Here is a 21553-nt window from a genome sequence, read left to right on the forward strand (position 1 = left end):
TTTTTTTCGTCTATAAAAAGCCCGCTGCTTTCTGGTTGCGGGCTTTTTGTTGTGTGCGCACCCTTAACCTCATCAGCTTCAAATCCTCTTTCCTGTGATTTGTAGAGTTCTGATAGTCGGCGGTAACGCGGTGAAGGAAGGAGAAGCCGACGGTATTACCGGTTCTTCGCGCTGTCGCGAAACAAATAAAATCTGTTCACACCGTTACATCCGTCTCATGCGCTTTAGCGCGAAAACTGCGGCGTAACCGCGTCATGGAAAATACTGTTGCATGGGCGACGTGGAGGAATTCTTCGCCTTCCGGGGTCAGGCGGATGGGGTAAGTTTTGCGGTCAAACAGCACAACGCCGAGCCACTCTTCCAGCTGGCGGATGCGGCGGCTGAGTGCGGACTGAGTGATATTTCGTTCGCTGGCGGCGCGCGTGAAGCTGTAGCAATGAGATACGCTGAGAAAATCTTCAAACCACTTTAGTTCCATCACAAAACCTCTGGCGGGTGAGATACAAAAAAACCTGCTGCCATAAATCCAGATACCCCCTGATTTAAGCAAAAAACGCGCCAGTCTTTGGATTATAAGAACAGTTTGGTTTCGGGGTATTTCAGCCCGCACAGTGCCTTTCGGTGAAAAAACACACGAAACATATCCACGAGGGTGGCTGCACCATCATCGGGCATCTGCGCCTTTTTGGGGTGATTGAAGGGGTCAGTGCGTGAAGCCCTTTTATGACAGTCCCATGTCATCTGCTGCTCTTCTCAGCATTTTCAGCTGGTTTCCACCCCTATCTCAAAAATAACCGTTCATATATTCATCATTTAGCGAGAAATTTTTAGGGATTTAATATGTGCAAAACCCCCAGGAATATTCTTTTACAAAGTTGATTGTGTGGGTTTCGGGTTCAAAAACTGAACATTCATCCTGATTTGGTTAACGGAATGTTTTTTTATGTTTGTTTGCTGTTACTCACAGTCTGTGTAAATGCCTGATGGTTATATTGACGTCAGGGATAGGAGTTGCCAAATTGATAGCCCCAAGGAAGACCAGTGATTATTTCCGGTAAAGATCCGTAAAGCCCGCTTTACAGTTCGAAGGAAAAAAAATGGCAGTTCACCATGCTCTGGTTGGACTTAATGCAGCGCACACCAACACAGTCACCCGCAAATAAAAATAAAGGGTGGCGTGAGCTGCAAACACAACACACACATCCACATCACCATTAATCAATGGAGCAGAAGCGATGACAATCTCTTTAGGTAAGTCGGGGCTACTGAAATTCAGTATGGGCCTGATTGCGCTGACCGTTGCGGCAAGCGTGCAGGCAAAAACGTTAGTGTATTGTTCTGAAGGTTCACCTGAAGGCTTCAACCCTCAGCTGTTCACCTCAGGCACCACGTATGACGCCAGCTCCGTGCCTATCTACAACCGTTTGGTTGAGTTCAAGATCGGGACCACAGAAATTCAGGCGGGTCTGGCTGAGAAGTGGGACGTGTCGGCAGACGGCAAAACCTACACCTTCCATCTGCGCAAAGGCGTGAAATGGCAGGACAACAAGGAATTCAAACCAACCCGTGATTTCAACGCGGATGACGTGGTGTATTCCTTCGAACGTCAGCTCGACAAAAACAATCCATACCACGGCGTTTCTGGCGGTAGCTACGAATACTTCGAAGGCATGGGGATGGGCGATCTGATCAACAAGATTGTCAAAGTTGACGACAATACCGTTCAGTTTGTGCTGAACCGCCCGGAGTCGCCATTCCTGGCTGACCTGGCGATGGACTTCGCTTCCATCCTGTCTGCGGAATACGCGGATAACATGCTGAAAGCGAAAACACCTGAGAAAGTCGATTTGGATCCGATCGGTACCGGTCCGTTCCAGCTTGTGCAATACCAGAAAGATTCACGCATCCTCTACAAAGCTTTCCCTGGTTTCTGGGGCACCAAGCCGCAGATCGACCGTTTAGTCTTCTCCATCACGCCTGACGCCTCCGTGCGTTACGCGAAATTGCAGAAAAACGAATGCCAGGTCATGCCGTACCCGAACCCGGCTGATATCGCGGCAATGAAGAAAGATAAAACCATCAACCTGATGCAACAGCCAGGTCTGAACGTCGGTTATCTGTCCTTCAACGTTGAGAAAAAACCACTGGATGAAGTGAAAGTGCGTCAGGCACTGACCCTGGCTGTGAACAAAAAAGCCATCATCGATGCGGTTTATCAGGGTGCTGGCCAGCCGGCTAAAAACCTGATCCCACCGACTATGTGGGGCTACAACAAAGACGTTGTGGATTACGATTACAACCCTGAGAAAGCCAAAGAGCTGCTGAAAGAAGCAGGTCACGCAGACGGTTTCACTATCGATCTGTGGGCGATGCCGGTACAGCGTCCGTACAACCCGAACGCGCGCCGTATGGCTGAAATGATCCAAGCTGACTGGGCGAAAGTGGGCGTGAAAGCCAACATCGTCACCTACGAGTGGGGCGAATACCTCAAGCGTGCTAAAGCCGGTGAGCATCAGTCTGTGATGATGGGCTGGACCGGGGACAATGGGGATCCGGACAACTTCTTCGCCACGCTGTTCAGCTGCGCGGCCGCCAAAGACGGTTCCAACTATTCCCGCTGGTGCTACAAGCCGTTTGAAGATTTGATCCAGCCAGCCCGTGCTGAATCCGATCACGCCAAACGTGCTGCGCTGTACCAGCAGGCACAGGTTGTGATGCATGACCAGGCTCCGGCGCTGATCATCGCTCACTCCACCGTGTACGAACCTGTCCGTAAAGAAGTCAAAGGCTATGTCGTTGACCCGTTAGGCAAACACCACTTCGAAAACGTCAGCATGGAATGATTGACGATTGAGCGCACAGGGAGCTGCGTTGTGCGGTGCTCGCAATTTTCGCCTGCCTGAGGGTATGTTTCAATTGCTGTGCTCCTCCGCCTTGCTCGCAGCGCGCTCACTACGTCTTTTAGTTCAGCGGTATAGAGTTTTGTGAGCTACTAATAAGCCCGGCGAGCTACGGTTCTCCGGGCATTTTATACAGAGAGTACGGGATATGTTTCAGTTCATACTCCGACGTTTGGGGTTAGTTATCCCAACGTTTATCGGCATAACTTTGCTGACTTTTGCCTTCGTACATATGATACCAGGCGACCCGGTCACCATCATGGCAGGCGAACGCGGTGTTTCCCCCGAACGTCACGCCCAGTTAATGGCAGATATGGGGCTCGATAAGCCTCTTTATCAGCAATACTTCCACTATGTGAACGGGGTGCTGCACGGCGACCTGGGCACTTCCTTAAAAAGCCGAACCCCTGTCTGGCAGGAGTTTGTCCCGCGCTTTAAAGCCACGCTGGAACTGGGCATCTGCGCGATGATTTTCGCGATTGTTGTCGGTATTCCGGTGGGCGTGCTGGCGGCGGTCAAACGCGGATCGATATTCGACCACACGGCAGTGGGTATCTCGCTGACCGGCTATTCCATGCCGATATTCTGGTGGGGGATCATGCTGGTGATGCTGGTCTCGGTGCAGCTCAACCTCACGCCCGTATCGGGGCGAATAAGCGATACCGTTTTTCTTGATGACAGCATGCCGCTGACCGGCTTTATGTTGATCGACTCCCTCATCTGGGGCGAGCCGGGCGACTTCAAAGACGCCGTAATGCACATGATTTTGCCTGCGCTGGTGCTCGGCACCATTCCTCTGGCGGTTATCGTGCGTATGACCCGTTCTTCCATGCTGGAAGTGTTGGGTGAAGATTATATCCGTACCGCGCGCGCCAAAGGCGTCAGCCGTATGCGGGTGATTGTCGTCCACGCACTGCGCAATGCGCTGCTGCCGGTGGTGACCATCATTGGTTTGCAGGTCGGGACGCTGCTGGGCGGCGCCATTCTGACGGAAACCATCTTCTCCTGGCCGGGACTTGGCCGGTGGCTGATCGATGCACTCCAGCGCCGCGACTATCCGGTCGTGCAGGGCGGAGTGTTGCTGGTCGCTACTTTGATCATCGTGGTTAACCTGCTGGTAGACGTGCTCTACGGCGTGGTCAACCCGCGTATTCGCCACAGAAAATAAGGGGCGCAAAATGTCTCAGGTTACAGAGCCCGTTGCGAATGAAATCGTGACGGCTGCGCCAGTGCCGATGCCGCCATTGCGGGAATTCTGGCATTACTTCAAGCGTAATAAAGGGGCCGTGACTGGTCTGGCTTATATCATCATCATGCTGGTGATTGCGATTGGGGCGAATGTGATCGCACCACACGCCCCGGCTGAACAGTTCCGTGATGCCCTGCTGCGTCCGCCGGTCTGGATGGAGGGCGGAAGCTGGAAATTCCTGTTAGGCACCGACGACGTGGGCCGCGATATTCTGTCGCGTCTGATGTACGGCGCACGGTTATCGCTGCTGGTCGGTTGCCTGGTCGTGGTGCTTTCGCTGATCCTCGGCGTGATTTTCGGTCTGTTTGCCGGATATTACGGCGGTGTCATCGACGCTATCATCATGCGTGTGGTCGATATCATGCTGGCCTTGCCAAGCCTGTTGCTGGCGCTGGTGCTGGTGGCAATTTTCGGTCCGTCGATAGTCAACGCCTCGCTGGCGCTGACGTTCGTCGCCTTGCCACACTACGTGCGACTTACCCGCGCGGCGGTGCTGGTGGAAGTGAACCGCGACTACGTGACCGCTTCGCGCGTGGCGGGTGCCGGTGCGACGCGTCAGATGTTCATCAATATTTTACCTAACTGCTTAGCGCCGCTGATCGTTCAGGCATCGCTCGGTTTCTCCAACGCCATCCTCGATATGGCGGCTCTCGGCTTCCTCGGCATGGGCGCGCAACCGCCAACGCCGGAGTGGGGCACGATGCTGTCCGACGTCTTACAGTTTGCTCAAAGCGCCTGGTGGGTTGTGACCTTCCCTGGTGTGATCATTCTGCTGACGGTACTGGCATTTAACCTGATGGGTGACGGCCTGCGCGACGCCCTTGACCCTAAACTCAAGCAGTAGGGGACGAGAGATGGAAACCACATTAATTCAAGACGTACCGGTCGGCAAAACGCTGCTGACCGTTGATAAGCTTTCCGTGCATTTTGGTGACGAAGGCACGCCGTTTCGCGCCGTAGATCGTATCAGCTACAGTGTGAAACAGGGCGAAGTGGTCGGGATTGTCGGCGAATCCGGTTCCGGTAAATCGGTCAGTTCACTGGCGCTGATGGGACTTATCGATTTCCCCGGCAAAGTGATGGCTGAAAAGCTGGAGTTCGGTGGCCGTGACCTGCAAGGCATGAGCGAAAAAGAGCGCCGCCAGATTGTCGGCGCCGAAGTCGCGATGATTTTCCAGGATCCGATGACCAGCCTTAACCCGTGCTACACCGTCGGATTCCAGATTATGGAAGCCATCAAGGTGCATCAGGGTGGCAACAAAAAGACCCGTCGTCAGCGCACCATCGATCTGCTGAATCTGGTCGGCATCCCCGATCCGGCTTCGCGTCTCGACGTGTATCCGCATCAGCTTTCCGGCGGGATGAGTCAGCGCGTAATGATCGCGATGGCGATCGCCTGCCGTCCAAAACTGCTGATCGCCGATGAACCGACGACCGCTCTCGACGTGACCATTCAGGCGCAGATCATCGAATTGCTGCTCGAGCTGCAACAGCAAGAGAACATGGCGCTGATGCTGATTACCCATGACCTCGCACTGGTGGCCGAAGCCGCGCAGCACATCATCGTGATGTATGCCGGTCAGGTAGTGGAATCGGCAAGAGCCACGGAGATTTTCCGTGCGCCGCGCCATCCGTACACTCAGGCGCTGCTGCGATCCTTGCCGGAATTTGCCGCTGACAAAGCGCGTTTGCAGTCATTGCCGGGCGTGGTGCCGGGCAAATATGACCGTCCGAACGGTTGCCTGCTCAACCCGCGTTGCCCGTATGCCACCGATCTTTGCCGTAAAGAAGAACCGGCGCTGCGCGATCTCGCGAACGGGCGTCAGTCGAAGTGTCATTATCCGCTCGATGATGCCGGGAGACCTACTTATGAGTCCTGATAACACCGCATCGCAGCCGTTGTTGCATGCGATTGACCTGAAAAAGCACTACCCGGTGAAGAAAGGGATGTTCGCCCCGGAACGTACAGTTAAGGCCCTCGACGGCGTGTCATTCACTCTCGAACGCGGTAAAACGCTGGCGGTGGTGGGTGAATCCGGCTGTGGGAAATCCACGCTGGGCCGTCTGCTGACCATGATCGAAGTCCCGACAGGCGGTGAGTTGTATTACCGCGGGCAGGATTTGCTGAAACCTGATGCGACAGCGGAAAAGCTGCGCCGTCAGAAGATCCAAATCGTGTTTCAGAATCCTTACGGATCACTGAACCCGCGTAAGAAAGTCGGGCAGATCCTCGAAGAGCCGTTGCTGATCAACACCAAACTGAGCAGCGCCGAGCGTCGTGAAAAATCGCTGGCGATGATGGCGAAAGTCGGCCTGAAAACCGAACATTACGACCGCTATCCGCACATGTTCTCCGGCGGCCAGCGTCAGCGTATCGCGATTGCCCGTGGTCTGATGCTGGATCCTGACGTGGTCATCGCCGATGAACCGGTTTCCGCGCTCGACGTTTCCGTCCGCGCGCAGGTTCTGAACCTGATGATGGATTTGCAGCAGGATTTGGGGCTGTCCTACGTGTTCATCTCGCACGATTTGTCGGTTGTTGAACATATCGCCGACGAAGTGATGGTGATGTACCTTGGTCGCTGCGTGGAGAAGGGCTCGAAAGACGCCATCTTCAACAATCCGCGTCATCCGTACACGCAGGCTTTGCTGTCTGCAACGCCGCGTCTGAACCCGGACGAGCGCCGTGAACGCATCAAGCTGACCGGCGAGCTGCCAAGCCCGCTGAACCCGCCAGCCGGTTGCGCCTTCAACGCCCGCTGCCGTCGCGCGTTCGGCACCTGCAAACAATTCCAGCCACAACTGAAACAGTACGGCGATCAGCTGGTCGCCTGTTTCGCCGTGGATCAGGACGAGAACGGCACTACGCAGACCGTCGCGTAAATCAGGTGACGTACAGAAATGAGAAAGGCCGCGAAAGCGGCCTTTTTTATTCAGCGGAGAAAATTACCCCTGCTTACTCGCCCACCAGCTCAGAAGTTGCAGCGTAGACGAATAGTAATCATCTTTCGGCGCGAGGTTCGGGCTGATGGCAGCGGCGTTGGCCATGGTGAAATCACGGATAGCCAGTAAGCCCGGCGACATGTTATAGCCCGCTTTGGTGCCGGTCATCACATCAATCCAGGCCGGTGTCGCGGTGCGTGGCGACTTCTGCCACCAGAGAATGAAGGGTGCCAGCTGCGGGCTGCCCGGATGCGCCCAGCCGAGGTACAGCGGGATACGCACGGCGTCATAACTGAAACGCGTCGGCCAGCGGCTGGCGGGCTTCATGCTGCCATCGGCCTGCATGTCCACCCAGTCGGTCGGCAGACGTAATTCGCCGAACGCCATTTTGCTGAGCATCGCGGTGCCGCTTTCATCGAGATCCTTCCACACTTTCAGGTGGCTGTGGGCGTAAAACGCTTTCCACGCCGGGAAGAGAAAGTAGGAGGCGTTGATCGTCACGTTACTGGTCTGATTGAACCCGGTCACGCCCGGCAGCATCACTTTGTAACCGGCGTAATCAATCACGTTATATTTGATCAGTGCTGTCTGTAATTTCTCGGAGGCTTTCGTGTAGCGCGTGTCATTCCATTTATCGCCCGCCAGCAGGAGTGCCCACGCCATCAGCTGGTCGCCGTCAGAGGCGTTATTTTTATCAGCGACGTGCACGCTGTTATTCGGGTCGTAACGCCACGAATAGAGGCCGATGTCCTTGCGATACAGCGTGGTGTTCGCCCACTGCCACAACTTATCGAAAGTGGCCTGATCGTCATTGAATACCGCCAGCAGCATGCTGAAACCCTGGCCTTCGGTGTGACTGACGTTTTTATTGGCGGTATCAATGATCCGGCCGTCAGGCATCAGAAAGCGGCTTTTGTAGGCTGACCAGCCCTGATCCTGCGCCATTACTGCGGTAGTGAAAAACGAGAAAACCAGACCGAACCACAGCACCAGGCCGTAGCGTCGAAATGCCAACATAAAAATTCCTTACAAACCATTTTGATAGCGGAAGACGAATGCGCCTTCCGATGTGCTTTCCTGCCAGCGCAGGGGAACGTAAGGCTGTCCGCCTTGCGCCTGCAACCATTGGGCATACAGCCCTTCAAACAGCGAAATCAGCGCGATGCGCCACAGTTCGTCGTCTTCACCTTGCGGCGAAACCGGCCAGGCGATGTGCACCAGCGCAAGCTGTTGCTGGGTAGCTTCAATTTTCACCACGCCCCAGTCGAAACGGCTGAGAATGTGGTTGATGTTTTCTTCCAGTTCGCCGAGCGTGGCGCACACCGGCAGAGGATGCTGTCGCCCCAGATTACCGCCCATCAGCGTGAGAAAACGGCGGCCATCTTCGTCTTCGGCGGATGCCAGAATACCTGAAAATAGCACCTGCACCAGACTTTGCCAGCCCGGAGTGGAGTGCCGCTGGCGGTAATATTCCTGCGCGACCTGTGTATAGTTCTGTTCTTGCATGGTTTTATTCCACCGGGATTAATTTTGGCCCATCAGATAGCGGAAGTAGACCTGCGCTTTGCTTTCGTTGTAATCGCCGAAAGTATCGTAGCCAACCTGACCGCCAATCTGCATGTTCTTGTTCAGATGATAATTGCCGCCGACGCCAGCATTCCAGCCGATACCATTTTCGGTTTTACCGGAATAGTAAGCCTCGGTGCCGTAGCCCGCCGCCACCAGATCTTCCAGCTGTTTCTGCAAGTCCGGGTTATTCGGGAAGTAGGCGCTCTTATCCTGAGAATAGGACTGATAACCGACGGATGCCGAGAGTTTCATATCCCAGTCGTCATACTTCTGGGTATATTCCACCGGGAAGGAGACGCTGACGTAGTTCTGCGGACTGAAGTAACCGCCCTGACCGTAGCTGTAGTAGCTGAGGTTTTTGTCGAAGTTCATGTAACCGACGTTAACCCCGGTTTTCAGCTCGCGATCGTCGTAACGGTACGGACGAACGTACAGCCCGGCGTTGGCATTGACCGACTGGTTACTCTTCACATTGTTACCGAGATAGCTGTAGTAACCGGCACCGGCGTAAAAGCCCGCGTCACCGTCATCGTAAGAAAGGTTAACGCTGCCGCCGTTTTTAGTGACCTGACCCCACTCTTTGCCGCTGTAGTTATCTTTGGTACCGACGTAGGACAAAATACTGTCGGTGATCGCGCGACGTTCTGCGGTCACGGTCAGCGTGGTGAAGTCCGTCAGTTTCGGTGCCCACTGCACGCCACCGACCAGCGAGCTCAAATCCTGCCCGAGCGGCGTACTGCCCACATCGGCTTTGTAACTGTCACCGGTCAGCGCGGCGTTGACTTCCACACCGGTGGCTTTCTGATTACCGGCATCCGGGGCGGAATAGGTGGTCGGATCGGTACCCGTAATGGTGTTATAGGCCACGCACTGCGCCGAGGCCGCGTTGGTCGAACTACAGTTTGCGCTGGAATTGGTGGAAGCCGCCGCCTGCAGTTTGGCGAAAGTGCTGTAATCGGCGATGTTCAGACCTGCCGCCGACGCCGCCGCTGCCACATCTTTCTGCGCGGACTGCGCCTGAGCCAGCGCGCCTTGCCCAAAGCGGCTGTTGGATGTACCGGACGGGCTGCCTGCGCTGAGCGAAACCGGCGTCACGCCGATGCTCAGGCGCGAGGTATCAAACGGCACGAAGGCGAAGGTCATCGGCGCTTTGGCTTCGGTCAGCTGACTGAGGCCGCTTTCGCCGTCACGTCCGCGAATCGACATCTCACCCTGCGCCCAGGTGGCGGTTTTGCCCTGCAAATCGTCGAGCATGTCGTCGATCTGTTTTTCTGTCGCATTACGCTGTGTCACGGCCGTCGGTTCTGCGGTGGTCGCAGGAATATTCCCCGGCGTGGAAACCTGATCGGAGACCTGCCACGGCATGACAGCGCCGTAAGAGGATTGCGTTGTCGGGCGTGAAGCCGTGGTGCGCGTCGAGCGGTTGATGAACGGGTTGTCGCTCAGCTGCAATCCGGCGACCTGCGCCGAACCGTCTGCGCCTTCCAGCCCGATCATCTTGCCCTTCGCTGAACGTAACAGCGCCATCGCCTGCTGATGATCGCCCTGTGCCTCGGCAACGCGTGCCGCCAGCAACAGGCGGTCTGGCGTGCGCGGGCCGGTCAGCCCGTTCATCAGCTGCTGCGCACGCTGCGTATCGCCTTCGCCCAGCGCGATATTGATCGCCCCGACGCGGGCATCCTGCGTCGGTGTGTCGTTGGTCATCAGGTAGTTGTAAACCTGACCGGCCTGTTTATTGAGTTTGCCGGACTGATACAGGCGCGCCATCGCCAACATCAGATCGCGGTTTTGCGGATCGGCTTGCAGCGCGACCACCAGCTTGTCGTACGCCGCGGCGTACTGACCCTGTTCGCGCAGCTGATCGGCCTGCGTGATAACGAAACCGTTACGCAGATTCGCCAGCGCCGTCGGCGACGTGCCGGACTGAATTTCCGGATTTTGCAGGAACGCCTGCGCTTCGTTGCCAAGTCCGGCCTGATTCAGCACAGTGACCTGATCGGCGTAATCCCCGGCGTTACCTTTCACGCCGTTGCGCATGTTCTGGCGCACCAGTTGCACCGCCAGCGGAAGCTGCCCGGTGGCGGCCAGATTTTTCGCCAGCGCACCCACGTCAGCCGGTGCTGTTGGCGGGTTCTGCGCCAGCGCGCGCAGGGTATTGGCAGCGGCCGCGCTGTTGCCCTGTTGCAGATAGTTTTCGGCATCGGCCATTTGCGCATTGAAGTTGGCGCGCTGCGCCAGTTCACGCATACCCTGATTCTGACTGCCGCGCGGAATGCGCGAGAGCAGGGCGCTGGAGGTGGACCAGTTTTTGGTTTCCGACGCGAATAAGGCCGCGGCGTAGAGATCGGCAGACGAGGCTCCTGGGCGCGCGGACGGTGCCATGATCGACTGCGCCTGCGCAGTTTGTCCCTGAGATTGCAGGATGCGCGCCATGTCCAGTTTCACCCAGACGTTGGACGGCTGACGTTCCTGCGCCTGCTGGAGTAAGTTCAGCGCGCGCTGCGGATCGTTGTTCGCGACGGCCTGTGCAGCCTGACGGCGCAACGGCTCGATGACGTCGGCCACTTTTGGCGGATTCATCTTGGTCTGAATATCCGCTGGCAGCGTTTTGAGAACCTGATTGGCTTCGGCTGTTTTGTTCTGCTGACGCAGCACATAGAACAATCCTGCGCGGGCATCGGCGTTATCGCCAAGCGCGCTGAATTGCTGCTCGGCACCGGGCAGATCGCCCTTGCGGCGCAGAATGTCGGCGCGCAGTAATCCTGCGGACTGACCTTTCTCCCCGCCGACCTGCGTCAGCGGCGTGACCGCGGCCAACGCGGCGTCATAACTGCCCGAACCGGCGGCTTCTTTGGCTTTCGCCAGCTGAGCGTAGAACGCAGAGTCCTGTGCCTGATTACTCAGCTGTGCGCTGTTCGGTCCGCCCTGTGCGGCGGCTTTGCTCAGATACTGCGAGGCGGCTTCGAAATTGCCGCTGCGCTGCGCGATGTAACCCAAACCGGCCAGTGCGTCGGCATCGTTCGGATCGCCCGCCAGCACGCTTTCAAACTTGGCTTTCGCATCGGTGACGTCGCCGCTGTTCAGCGCGGTAAAGCCCTGACCTTTGGCCGCGCCACCGATATTTTTCTGGAAATAGGCCATTACGCCGGTGTCATTCGGATGACGCGCCTGATAGCCCTGATACAAATCGCGATCGCTTTCCTGCGGTGCCATCCATAACAGCGCCTGACGCAGCGAGCGGTCAGCGTCGCTGCTGCTGCCCGCCATGGTGCTCAGCAATTTGATGCCGTCGCGGCGGGAAGATTCCTGATAGGTCAGCACTTTACCCAGCGCCAGACGCGCCTGCGTATCGTCCGGACGGGACGCTACGCGCTGCTGCAAACCCGCAATTGCCTGCGGCTGGAGCGATTTATCACCCGCCATGGTCAGGTAATATTCGGTTGCCAGACTGTCGAGCGGCTGGTTGCCATTAAAGATAGTGCGGTAGGCCGAAAGTGAACCGCTGACGTTACCCTGCGCGGCCATCTGGCGTGCAGAGGCTAGCTGCGCCGGGGGAATTGACTGCATGGCTTTGGCGCTGTTTAGCGATGCTAAGCGCGGATCGTCCGGCGACGCGGCAGACAGCTTTTCGCGCCACTGGTTTGCCGCGGTTTTGTCGCCGCTTTGCATCGAGTACAGCGACATCAGATACAGCGCCTGGGCGTTGTTCGGCTCGACCAGCAACACTTTCTGCAAGGCGTCTTTCGCCAGATCGTCATGGGCGCGTTCGTGCCAGTAAGCCGCCTGATCGAACAGGGCTTTCATGGCCGGATTGGTCGTATCCGCGGCAAACGTTGAGGCGCTAAAACTCACGACTCCGGCGATCCCTACCAGATAAATAGCCCTGATCACCGCCAGGGACAGTTTATGTTTTTTCATTTTCCAGCTCCGGTAATCGCCAGGTTATAGCCGGGAGTAAAGGCTACCTTCATTGTTGTTCTTTTTGTTTTAAGGCTTTTCATTTGTGGCCCAGACGTTTAGCCGCATGGCGACGCAGGACGACGAACAGGCTCAGGCCCACCACCAGCGAGACCAGCGTGGCAATCAGCGACAGGATCACGATGTGCGTGCTGGCGTACCAGAGCACCATCATGTACCACGGCATTTGTCCGGTCGGGAATTGCTGGCCGACCGAGAAGCTGCGGATGCCGTTTTCATCAGTAATGATCGCCAGATCGCCTCGTACGTTGGCGTTGATTTGTGGCAATTTCAAATCGCTGTGGATTTTCAGCAACTGCTGATCGTCAGTACCGGTTGCCACGACCACCACGTGATCGTTAGACCAGCGCGAGCGGTAGCTGACAAACCCGCGCCATGCGCCGGTTGATGACAGATAGCGGTCGGCATCCACCGGCTGGCGATACCAGTCACCGGTCAGCCACGCCACGATGCGCTGTACTTCGGTTGGCGTTTTTACGCCCATCGAATTCGCGTTCAGGCCAAACGGCGAATCAGCCAGTAACTGCTGATTAAAGGAGGAATCGCCCAGCGTGGTGACCGCCAGAATATCGCGGTCAAACAGCGGATTTCCCTGCTCGTCCCCCTTCAGACCAAAGGCAATCTGCACATGACTCACCGGCACGCCGGTGGCTTTGCCCGCGCGGGCGGTGAGGTTCAGCAAGGTGTGAATTTCATCAGCCGTCGGTTCCGGCGGCAGCAGCATCAGCGTGTCGGAGAAATCGGCCAGTTTGGAATACGGATAGGACGCACCGACGAAATACGACAGGTTCGGTAACTGCGCGAAATGGTAGCTTCCGCTCAGGTCGATGAAGGATTTCGGATCGATACGGCTTTTGATGTTATCGCTGGTCAATATGCTGCACGGCGCGTCTTTTTTCGGTTTGATGTCGAAATAGAACTGCAACTGGTTGTCGCCGTAAATCAGGTACGGCGCGAGCTGCATGGTGTAGCGTTCCTGACGGCTGTCACCGCCGAGGCGACGCCAGATGTTTTCTACCAGACCGACTTTGTTCACCGTCAGGCTGCGCAGGAAATTGCTGTTGATGGAGACATTCAGGCGCGAATTATCTTCATCAATCCAGTTTTCCGTCGGGAAGCGATAATCAATACGAACCGGAATGTTGTGGCCATCCCACATGAACAAGTCCGGCGCGGCGCGGAACGCCACCTGAATGCCATCGTGATAAATACCGTTGGAAATCAGCGAATCCGGATCTTTGCCTGCCAGTTCACCCAGCGTGACCGGGCGCGACGTGTCGATCCAGCGCGGGGCGTCATACGGCTTGCGGGGCGGAATGGTTTGCTGTGCGACATCCAGATGATCGGTGTTGTTCGGCATTCCGGCGCTTATCAGCCGGTAAGCCGCCTGACGCAACTGATTGTCATCGTTACCCAGAACCAGCAGCAGCTTGTAGACCGGATTAATCGGGTTATCAATGATTTGAATCGATGCACCGCTGCTGGCAGGCAGCGTCAGAGAGCCGATTTTATCGCCAGGTTTACCGAACAAAATACCGTTCTGATCGGGCAAATCATTCAGAATAACCGGGAAATCAACGTCGCGATAATCGGACAACATGCCGAGATAAGAAGAGACCATCGCGGCGGCGCTGACATCTCCCGGTTTCATTGATGCCGGGAAGCCCATGGTGATTTTGGACTCCTGCATTTGCAGGCTGTCGAAGAACGGACGTGGGAAGTTGCCCAGATTGCGCCCAATATTCAGTTGCTGACCTTCCAGACCAATGCTGGTCGTCGGCAAAATAGTGACCCAATATTTGTCCGACTGATCCTTCTCGCAGGTCATGGTGTTGCTGTCATGCACGCGAAAGCTCAGGTTATTGCTCGAGACCACCATCGCTGACGGGATATCCAGCTCGTAGACATCGCCGCCGTTGCTGGTCTGGTTCAGCGGCAGGTTACCCAGCGGCTGGCCGTTGAGCATCAGTTCCAGCGTGGTATCGCGGGCGATCAGCGCCGGAGAAATTTTCAGCGCCAGCGAGAGATGGGCGTTGGTCACCACTTCATCTGCCGGCAGGGTGAAGAGAATGCCGGACTGCAACTGGCCGCCGCTGAGGGTCAGGCCTTTTGGCTGGCCCATTTCGGCAACGGTAATATTACTGGTGACCGGCTGAACCAGCGGGATTACTGGCGCAGGTGCGGCTGCGGGATCGGCCACCGGCATGGCCGGGGTTGCTGCATTGGCCGAATCGCTGTTATTGACCGGCGTGGTATCCGCCTGAGGCATATATTCTGACGGCACCGCCTGAGGTGCGACCGGCGCTGCGGTGTCAGCAGGCGCGGCTTCTTCCGGCATCGCTGGCGTGGGCGGCAGCCATGACGGTGCTGCAGGCAGACTGGTGGCCGGATCAACCGCCGGGGCAGGGGTTTCTTCCGCATGCGTAAACGGCAGGCCGCTGAAGGTCAGCAGCAGGCCAGTGGAAATTTTCCTGAGCAGGGACGCACCCGGCACAGCAAATAAACGGCACTTGATCATCGGCTTACGTGGTCGTTTCATGCTGCTTCACTCTTGCTGGTGGTCTCAGCGGGGGTATTTTTGCCGCGACGTTCTTTCCATGTGTTGTAGAACAACTCAAATACGCAGCGGATGATACTGAGCAGCGAGCGGAACGGATTGTCCGGTGGATATTCTTCACCGATCCAGGCATCCGCACGGCACAGGACAACGCGCACCAGTTCACGGCGTTTCGACAACGGCAGATTTTCAAATTGCAGACGGATACGCTCTTTGTTGCCACTGATTTGCGTCACCGGAAAACTTTCCGCGCCCGAGGACAGCTGAATTTCTACCTCTTCAATTTCTTCGTCCAGATAACGCACGTCCGGCGTCACCAGCTGCACGCCGCCCATCGACATATCGATGGTGGTGGTGCGCAGGGAAATGCCGTTGGCGTAATGAATGATGGCCGGGATCGCCACATCAATACGGATGGTTTTACGCACCTGACGGGTTTCTTTCGCCACGGCAATGGCTGCCAGCAGGATCAGCACGCTGAAGCTGCCCCACGCCACGTTCAGCGCGATTACGCTCGGGTCGATGGCAAAGTAGTTATGGAAGACTGCGCGCACTAAGCCGTAGCCGATACCGATAATCATCAGAATGGCGACGATCAGATGCGGCTTGACGATGTTGAAGTCAAAGAAGCCCACGTCCAGCAGGCCGCCTTTGTCGGTCACGTTAAACTTGCCGCGTTTTGGCGCAAGCAGGGTGACAATCGTCGGCAGGATCAGGTGGAACGCCATCACGGTTTCGTAAATTTCACCCCAGAACGTATAGCGGAAGCGGCCATTCATGCGGGAGTTGATGTACAGCGACATCACCAGATGCGGCAGCGCATACGCAAAAATCAGGCTGGCGGACGAGGAGATGATGTTCAGGTTGAACAGCAGGAAGGCCAGCGGTGCGGTCAGGAACACCACACGCGGCAGGCCGAACTGGAAGTGCAGCATGGCGTTGAGATAGCACAAGCGTTGCTGCCATTTCAGACCACGGCCAAATAACGGATTATCGACGCGGAAAATCTGCGTCATGCCGCGCGCCCAGCGGGTACGCTGAATGACGTGCAGACCGAGACGTTCTGTCGCCAGACCGGCCGCCAGCGGAATATCCAGAAACGCGGTATTCCAGCCACGGCGCTGCATTTTCAACGCCGAGTGGGCGTCTTCGGTTACGGTTTCTACCGCAAAACCGCCGACTTCTTCCAGCGCCACGCGGCGGATCACCGCACAGGAACCGCAGAAGAACGTGGCGTTCCAGTTATCGTTACCCTGCTGAACCGGGCCGTAGAACAGCGCGCCTTCGTTTGGCATGGTGCGCCCAGCAGAGAGGTTGCGTTCAAACGGGTCGGGTGAATAGAAATAGTGCGGCGTCTGGATCAGCGCCAGACGCGGGTCTTTCAGGAAGCTGCCGACGGTCGCCTGTAAAAATGCGCGGGTGGCGACGTGGTCGCAGTCGAAGACGCAAATCAGCTCGCCTTTGGTGAGTTTCATCGCATGGTTCAGGTTACCGGCTTTCGCGTGGGCATTATTATCACGGGTGATATATCCCACGCCCGCATCGGCGGAGAACACGGCAAATTCGTCGCGCTTGCCGTCATCAAGCACGTATATTTTGATTTTATCTTTTGGATAATCGATACATTGCGCCGCCAGAACGGTATCACGCACCACGTCCAGACTTTCGTTATAAGACGGAATATACACATCGACCGTCGGCCACAGCGTGGTGTCATCCGGCAAGGGTTCGATGGTGCGTTTCAGTGGCCAGGTGGTTTGCAGATAACCGAGTAACAGAATAAGCCAGACGTAAAGTTCGGCGAGGAATAACCCGATGCCTAAAATGGCTTCAATGGTGGAATTGAAATGCAGCGTTTCCGTCGCGCGCCAGTAAATATAGCGCGTCGACATCATGACGGACATGATGACCATCACCACGCTTATCCGCCGGCTTTTGCTGATGCCCAGTAAAAATAAAAGGCCAATGCTTATCAGCCCGAAGATGTACTGCTTCTGGCTGTCCATTGGCGTGATGACGATAACTGCTGCCACCGGCAGCAGCAGGAGCACAAGCAGGGAAAACAGGAATTTATTCATCGCTTTGGGATCGCTGTTATCAGTGACAGTTAATAACTGCCGGTTTTAGGCGCGGCGTGTAACTCACCATCACCGACTTTAATCCCTAAAATAGCGGCGACTTTTTTGCTGATCAGCTCAATATCAAACGCGGACGCGGATACCGGACTGAAATCAATAATAGAGCGCTGCGAGGCATTCGCCTCTGGCACACATTCATCCCTGTGGATTGTGCCTAATAATCTTTCATTCAAACGTTGTTCGAAGAATTGGGTGACGTCGCGACTTAATGTCCGGCGGGTGTCACTTTGATTTACTACGTAATATTCCCCTTTTTTATTATTCAGGGGCGTGCCAATTAATTTATTCTTTTCCATTAATGGCAATAAAGATAACGATGCCGTATCCGCCAGCATTACCACTACGTGTAAATCCGCAATACTTTGCACGGCTTTTAATGCCGGACTTGGACCGGGAGGGAAATCCGCGATAATAATTAAACCCGGATAATTTAGAACGGTATTTAATCCTCGCTGTAAAAAATGCGGATCGCTGGCTAACTGATGTTCAAATTCCAGTCGCTGATCTTCGCTCACTTCACCATACGGCAGAACAAAGGTATTGGAACCGGCTTTGAGAATGAACTGGCTCCAGTCGGACTCATTACCTGAACCGGCAACAAAACCGCGGGTATCTGATATCGGCACACCGAAATGAAGGCGCAGGGCATTCTGCACATCAAAGTCGATGACCAATACTTTGCTGCCGCTACGGGCAAGCGAGTAGGCCAGGTTGGAGGCCACCGTGGTTTTTCCTACTCCACCTTTCGGTGAACAAACGCAAACTAACGGCATGAGGCAATCATCTCTAACAAAGGTTGAAGCGGTGTGTCGCGATGCAGATAAGCGCTGACAGGCTGCGGAGCCCGCTGTTTAAACATTTGTTTAAAGCGCTGTTCGCTATCCGCTGACGCCACGGGCGCGGGGGCCGGAGTATGTAATGGGGCTGAACGGGACGTCGGTGCTGGCGAGTGAACCGGTACGGTTGAGACCGGCGTAGCCGGTTGTGCGGGAGCGGCCGGGGCGACAGGCGGCTGACGCACGGTTTCAGGCATGGCTTTTCTCAGTGAATCGAGCAAACCCGAACCGCTGTCTGGCACCACAGACTGTGCGTGCAACGACGGCGTTGAGTGAACTGGCTGCGGCGCTGGCGCGGGGGCCGGATGAGCAGGCGCGGGCGGCAGTGTTTCACGCAGAGCATCCAGCAATCCAAAGCCCGCCGCCGGAGGAGAAACTTCCGAAGAACGTGGTTCGTCGTGCGTATGCGAGGCGTCGGTAAAGGGGGGCAAATGCTGTGCGTTCAGCGTTTCCTGTGCCGAAGACGGCGAGAACTCATCAGCAGAAATGGCCTGCGGCGTGGGCTGGGTGGAGCGCCCGCTGTCTAAAGGACCGCCGGGTGTCTGGCTGGCAGAAACCTGTTTTATTAACGTCCATTGATTCATTGAACCAGTAATAGATTCGCCGGTGGATTTATCATTAAGCTCTTTATAATCAAGCTCTTTAAGGTTGGTCTTATCCATAAAACGCTTAATGTCGTCATATTTATTCATATTATCCCGCCCGGTAGGATTATATTTGTGTGGGGATTATCTGGACGTCAAAACGGCCACACGAGAACCGCTAACAAAGAGTGTAAAAGGTTTAATTTTTTAGCGTTTTTTTTCGGGATAAGAATAATCTTAATATATCAGTTCTTTTACAGCATAGAGCACTTTTTACAAAAATTAGGAATTGCACCATAGAAAACATTACCCCTTTAACCCGCTGTCACAAAAGGTTTTTTATTTATTTGAGCTGAAACTTTCTGTTATGTGAGATGAAACCATTGTTTTTAGTGTGATGCACAGCACATTGATTCTATCAGAAGCGCTAAACTCAGAATTTTAATAACATCACAAATCATCAGGTTAATGTCGGGTGCAGGTTTTACGTCAGTAAAAACACATTAAGTCATTCTGTGATAAATGTTGCCTGGCAAAGACGTTGTTTTTTATAACCAAACGACCCTGTTTCGCCTCGAAATAACACGATATAAGGTATACTGCGCACAAATACTGTTCCTGATAAGGTACACGGAGCAAAACAGGTCGGCGGTTGATGGAGAACTATGTTGCGGGTCAGGCGTTCGTTAACAATCAAACAGATGGCAGCCGTGTCGAGCGTGGCTGCGATAACTATTTGTTTTTTTATCGTCATCCAGTTGTTTCACTTTGTGCAACAACGGAGGGATGATTACGCCCAGCAGCTTGAAAACATAGCACATTCTGTAAGGGAGCCCCTGTCTCAGGCGGTGTTGGATGTGGATCTGAATGAAACTCAGGACATCCTGAATACACTGCAACCGGTGGGGATCCTCAGCCGCGCGAAAGTCGTGATGCCTAATCAAATCGCCGCGTTGCACACCAACTTCCCGGCGGGTCGCCCGGTGCCACCGTGGATCTCCCGCGGGTTTAATCTGCCGGTGACCATTTCTGTTCCTCTTTATTCCGCCGCGGCCAGCCCTAAAGATCCGAAACCGCTGGCCTATCTGGTTTTGCAGGCTGACTCGTACCGGATGTACCAGTTTATTGTCAGCGCACTGTCGACCATGCTGACGACTTACCTGCTGCTGGCGCTGATCCTGACCATTTCACTGAGCTGGGTCATCAACCGGCTCATCGTCAAACCGCTGCGCACTATTGCCCGCGAGCTGGAGTCCCTGCCGGAAAGCGACGTGCCCTTTCATCAGCTAACCATGCCTTTGCTGCATGAAGATGATGAAATCGGAATGCTGGTGCGCAGCTACAACCGCAATCAGCAACAGTTACAAAAAATACAACAACACATCAGTGACGCGCCGCCGCTCGCGCAAAACTGCGTCAGTAATGAAGAACAGTTTATGGCGCGTCTGCAACACAGGTTGCAGTCCACCGAGCCTGAAAAGGGCTTTCATCTGTTGCTAATCGGTATTGAAAGCCTGCGCGATGACGGTCATGTGGATTGCCCGCTGGTCTCTTCAATCATTGAGGCGCTTCCTGACCACTGCTTACTGGCGCGTCTGAGCTATAACGAATTTGCTTTGCTGGCGGGGGATATTGCCCGACCGTTTATGGCAATGCGCCTTGCCCGACAAATCATGGAGCGCATCAATGCCCCGCAGGAAAGCGATGCAGGCAATATGTCTCTGCATCCGACCGGCAGCATCGGGATAGTGCAGCATACCGGCGAATCCCCGGCGACCGCGCAGCAGCTGATGGTCAATGCCCGCGCCGCGCGCGTTTCGGCTTATCAGCAGGGTAAAAATCAAATCCTGTTCTTCGAGCCGGAATTAACGGAAAAGATTCAAAAGCGTTTGTTGCAGGAAAACGACATTCTGCACGCGATGGAACAAAATGATTTCACGCTGTTTATCCAGCCGCAGGTGAATATGCGCACCGGCGCGGTGGTCGGTGCTGAAGCACTGTTGCGTCGGAAAATGGCCGACGGCAGCTACGGTCTGGAAAGTGATTTCATCGTGCTGGCGGAAGAAATTGGCGTCATGAGTATGCTGGGCTACAAGATTCTTGAACTGGGCTGCGTGATCCTCGCGGACTGGCAGAGTCGTGGCATCAATTTACCGCTCTCGGTGAATCTGTCCGGTGTTCAGGTACAGCAGCGCAATTTCCTGCCGGAACTTCGCAGTCTGCTGAGCCGTTATAAAATCAATCCGGGGCAGCTGGTGCTGGAAATCACCGAAACCGCGCGCATCGACGATTTAGATCGCGCGCTGCTGCTGCTGGGCGAATTGCGCGCCGTGGGCGTGTCGATCGAACTGGATGATTTTGGCCTCGGATATTCGGGTCTGGAATACCTGAACCGCCTGCGCTCGTTGCCGATCGATGTCATTAAAATCGACCGCAGCTTTGTCGGCGTTCTGCCGCAGGACGACGTCATGGTCAACATTGTGGCGTCCATCGCCCGAGCGATGAACATCCAGTTAGTGGCCGAAGGTGTCGAAACTGAAGCGCAACGCCAGTGGCTGCTTGAACAAAACATTCTGTTGGGCCAGGGCTATTTATTCTCTGCGCCGCTGTCAAAAGACCTCTTCGAACAAAAGTTTTGCCCCACTGAATAACCTGCCTCAGGGCAGGAATTCCCCTCCAGACCGTCACTTTTCGTACTTTTTTTACTTACTCTCCGTCTGCTGAATGCTTTCAGTTCTGTTTTTTCATGACCCGTCTTTTCGGGAGGAAACAAAATATTTCCATGATGTTGTGATGGTG

At 55.2% G+C, this 21553-nt stretch carries 14 protein-coding genes; 6 read left to right on the top strand and 8 right to left on the bottom strand.

The annotated features are described in order from the left end of the window. Nucleotides 1-196 precede the first annotated feature (196 nt). The gene (locus TU92_RS11895; RefSeq protein WP_414060058.1) at nt 197-478 is read right to left on the bottom strand and encodes a LysR family transcriptional regulator; all 282 of its coding nucleotides are present in this window, start codon (nt 476-478) and stop codon (nt 197-199) included. A gap of 757 nt (nt 479-1235) precedes the next feature. Between TU92_RS11895 and dppA the strand changes: the two genes are divergently transcribed. The 5 genes from dppA to dppF all read left to right on the top strand — a co-directional run bounded on the left by dppA (nt 1236) and on the right by dppF (nt 7032). Further along, nucleotides 1236-2843, top strand: coding sequence for a dipeptide ABC transporter periplasmic-binding protein DppA (gene dppA, locus TU92_RS11900; protein WP_112167436.1), 1608 nt, complete (start codon nt 1236-1238; stop codon nt 2841-2843). A 205-nt stretch (nt 2844-3048) separates the two neighbouring features. Further along, entirely contained in the window at nt 3049-4068 is a 1020-nt protein-coding gene (dppB, locus tag TU92_RS11905) for a dipeptide ABC transporter permease DppB (RefSeq protein WP_112167437.1), read from the top strand. A gap of 10 nt (nt 4069-4078) precedes the next feature. Then, nucleotides 4079-4993, top strand: a complete 915-nt coding sequence (dppC, locus tag TU92_RS11910) for a dipeptide ABC transporter permease DppC (protein WP_112167438.1) — start codon at nt 4079-4081, stop codon at nt 4991-4993. Between the two features lie 10 nt (nt 4994-5003). Continuing rightward, complete coding sequence (gene dppD / locus TU92_RS11915) at nt 5004-6029, top strand: dipeptide ABC transporter ATP-binding protein (protein ID WP_112167439.1); 1026 nt, start codon at nt 5004-5006, stop codon at nt 6027-6029. After that, on the top strand, nt 6019-7032 hold the full coding sequence (gene dppF, locus TU92_RS11920) for a dipeptide ABC transporter ATP-binding subunit DppF (protein WP_112167440.1): 1014 nt from the start codon (nt 6019-6021) through the stop codon (nt 7030-7032). Before dppD ends, dppF begins: the two co-directional genes overlap by 11 nt. Nucleotides 7033-7095: 63 nt before the next feature. Here the strand turns inward: dppF and TU92_RS11925 are convergent, their stop codons facing one another. The 7 genes from TU92_RS11925 to TU92_RS11955 form a co-directional block, all read right to left on the bottom strand. Beyond that, complete coding sequence (locus TU92_RS11925) at nt 7096-8109, bottom strand: family 8 glycosyl hydrolase (RefSeq protein WP_112167441.1); 1014 nt, start codon at nt 8107-8109, stop codon at nt 7096-7098. Nucleotides 8110-8118: 9 nt separating this feature from the next. After that, a complete protein-coding gene (gene bcsD / locus TU92_RS11930) occupies nt 8119-8598 on the bottom strand; it encodes a cellulose biosynthesis protein BcsD (RefSeq protein WP_112167442.1) in 480 nt (159 codons plus the stop codon). A gap of 18 nt (nt 8599-8616) precedes the next feature. Next, nucleotides 8617-12579, bottom strand: coding sequence for a cellulose biosynthesis protein BcsC (locus TU92_RS11935; protein ID WP_112167443.1), 3963 nt, complete (start codon nt 12577-12579; stop codon nt 8617-8619). A gap of 79 nt (nt 12580-12658) precedes the next feature. Next, a complete protein-coding gene (gene bcsB, locus TU92_RS11940) occupies nt 12659-15178 on the bottom strand; it encodes a cellulose biosynthesis cyclic di-GMP-binding regulatory protein BcsB (RefSeq protein ID WP_112167444.1) in 2520 nt (839 codons plus the stop codon). Further along, complete coding sequence (bcsA, locus tag TU92_RS11945; RefSeq protein ID WP_112167445.1) at nt 15175-17274, bottom strand: UDP-forming cellulose synthase catalytic subunit; 2100 nt, start codon at nt 17272-17274, stop codon at nt 15175-15177. Before bcsA ends, bcsB begins: the two co-directional genes overlap by 4 nt. A gap of 29 nt (nt 17275-17303) precedes the next feature. Beyond that, nucleotides 17304-18107: a cellulose biosynthesis protein BcsQ gene (gene bcsQ / locus TU92_RS11950; protein ID WP_112167446.1), complete on the bottom strand. Its 804-nt coding sequence runs from the start codon at nt 18105-18107 to the stop codon at nt 17304-17306. Continuing rightward, entirely contained in the window at nt 18098-18862 is a 765-nt protein-coding gene (locus TU92_RS11955) for a cellulose biosynthesis protein BcsO (RefSeq protein ID WP_112167447.1), read from the bottom strand. Before TU92_RS11955 ends, bcsQ begins: the two co-directional genes overlap by 10 nt. A gap of 560 nt (nt 18863-19422) precedes the next feature. Here TU92_RS11955 and hmsP point away from each other — a divergent pair. Beyond that, complete coding sequence (gene hmsP, locus TU92_RS11960) at nt 19423-21405, top strand: biofilm formation regulator HmsP (protein ID WP_112167614.1); 1983 nt, start codon at nt 19423-19425, stop codon at nt 21403-21405. Nucleotides 21406-21553: the final 148 nt, after the last annotated feature.

The organism is Rahnella inusitata (assembly GCF_003263515.1).
Lineage (GTDB): Bacteria > Pseudomonadota > Gammaproteobacteria > Enterobacterales > Enterobacteriaceae > Rahnella > Rahnella inusitata.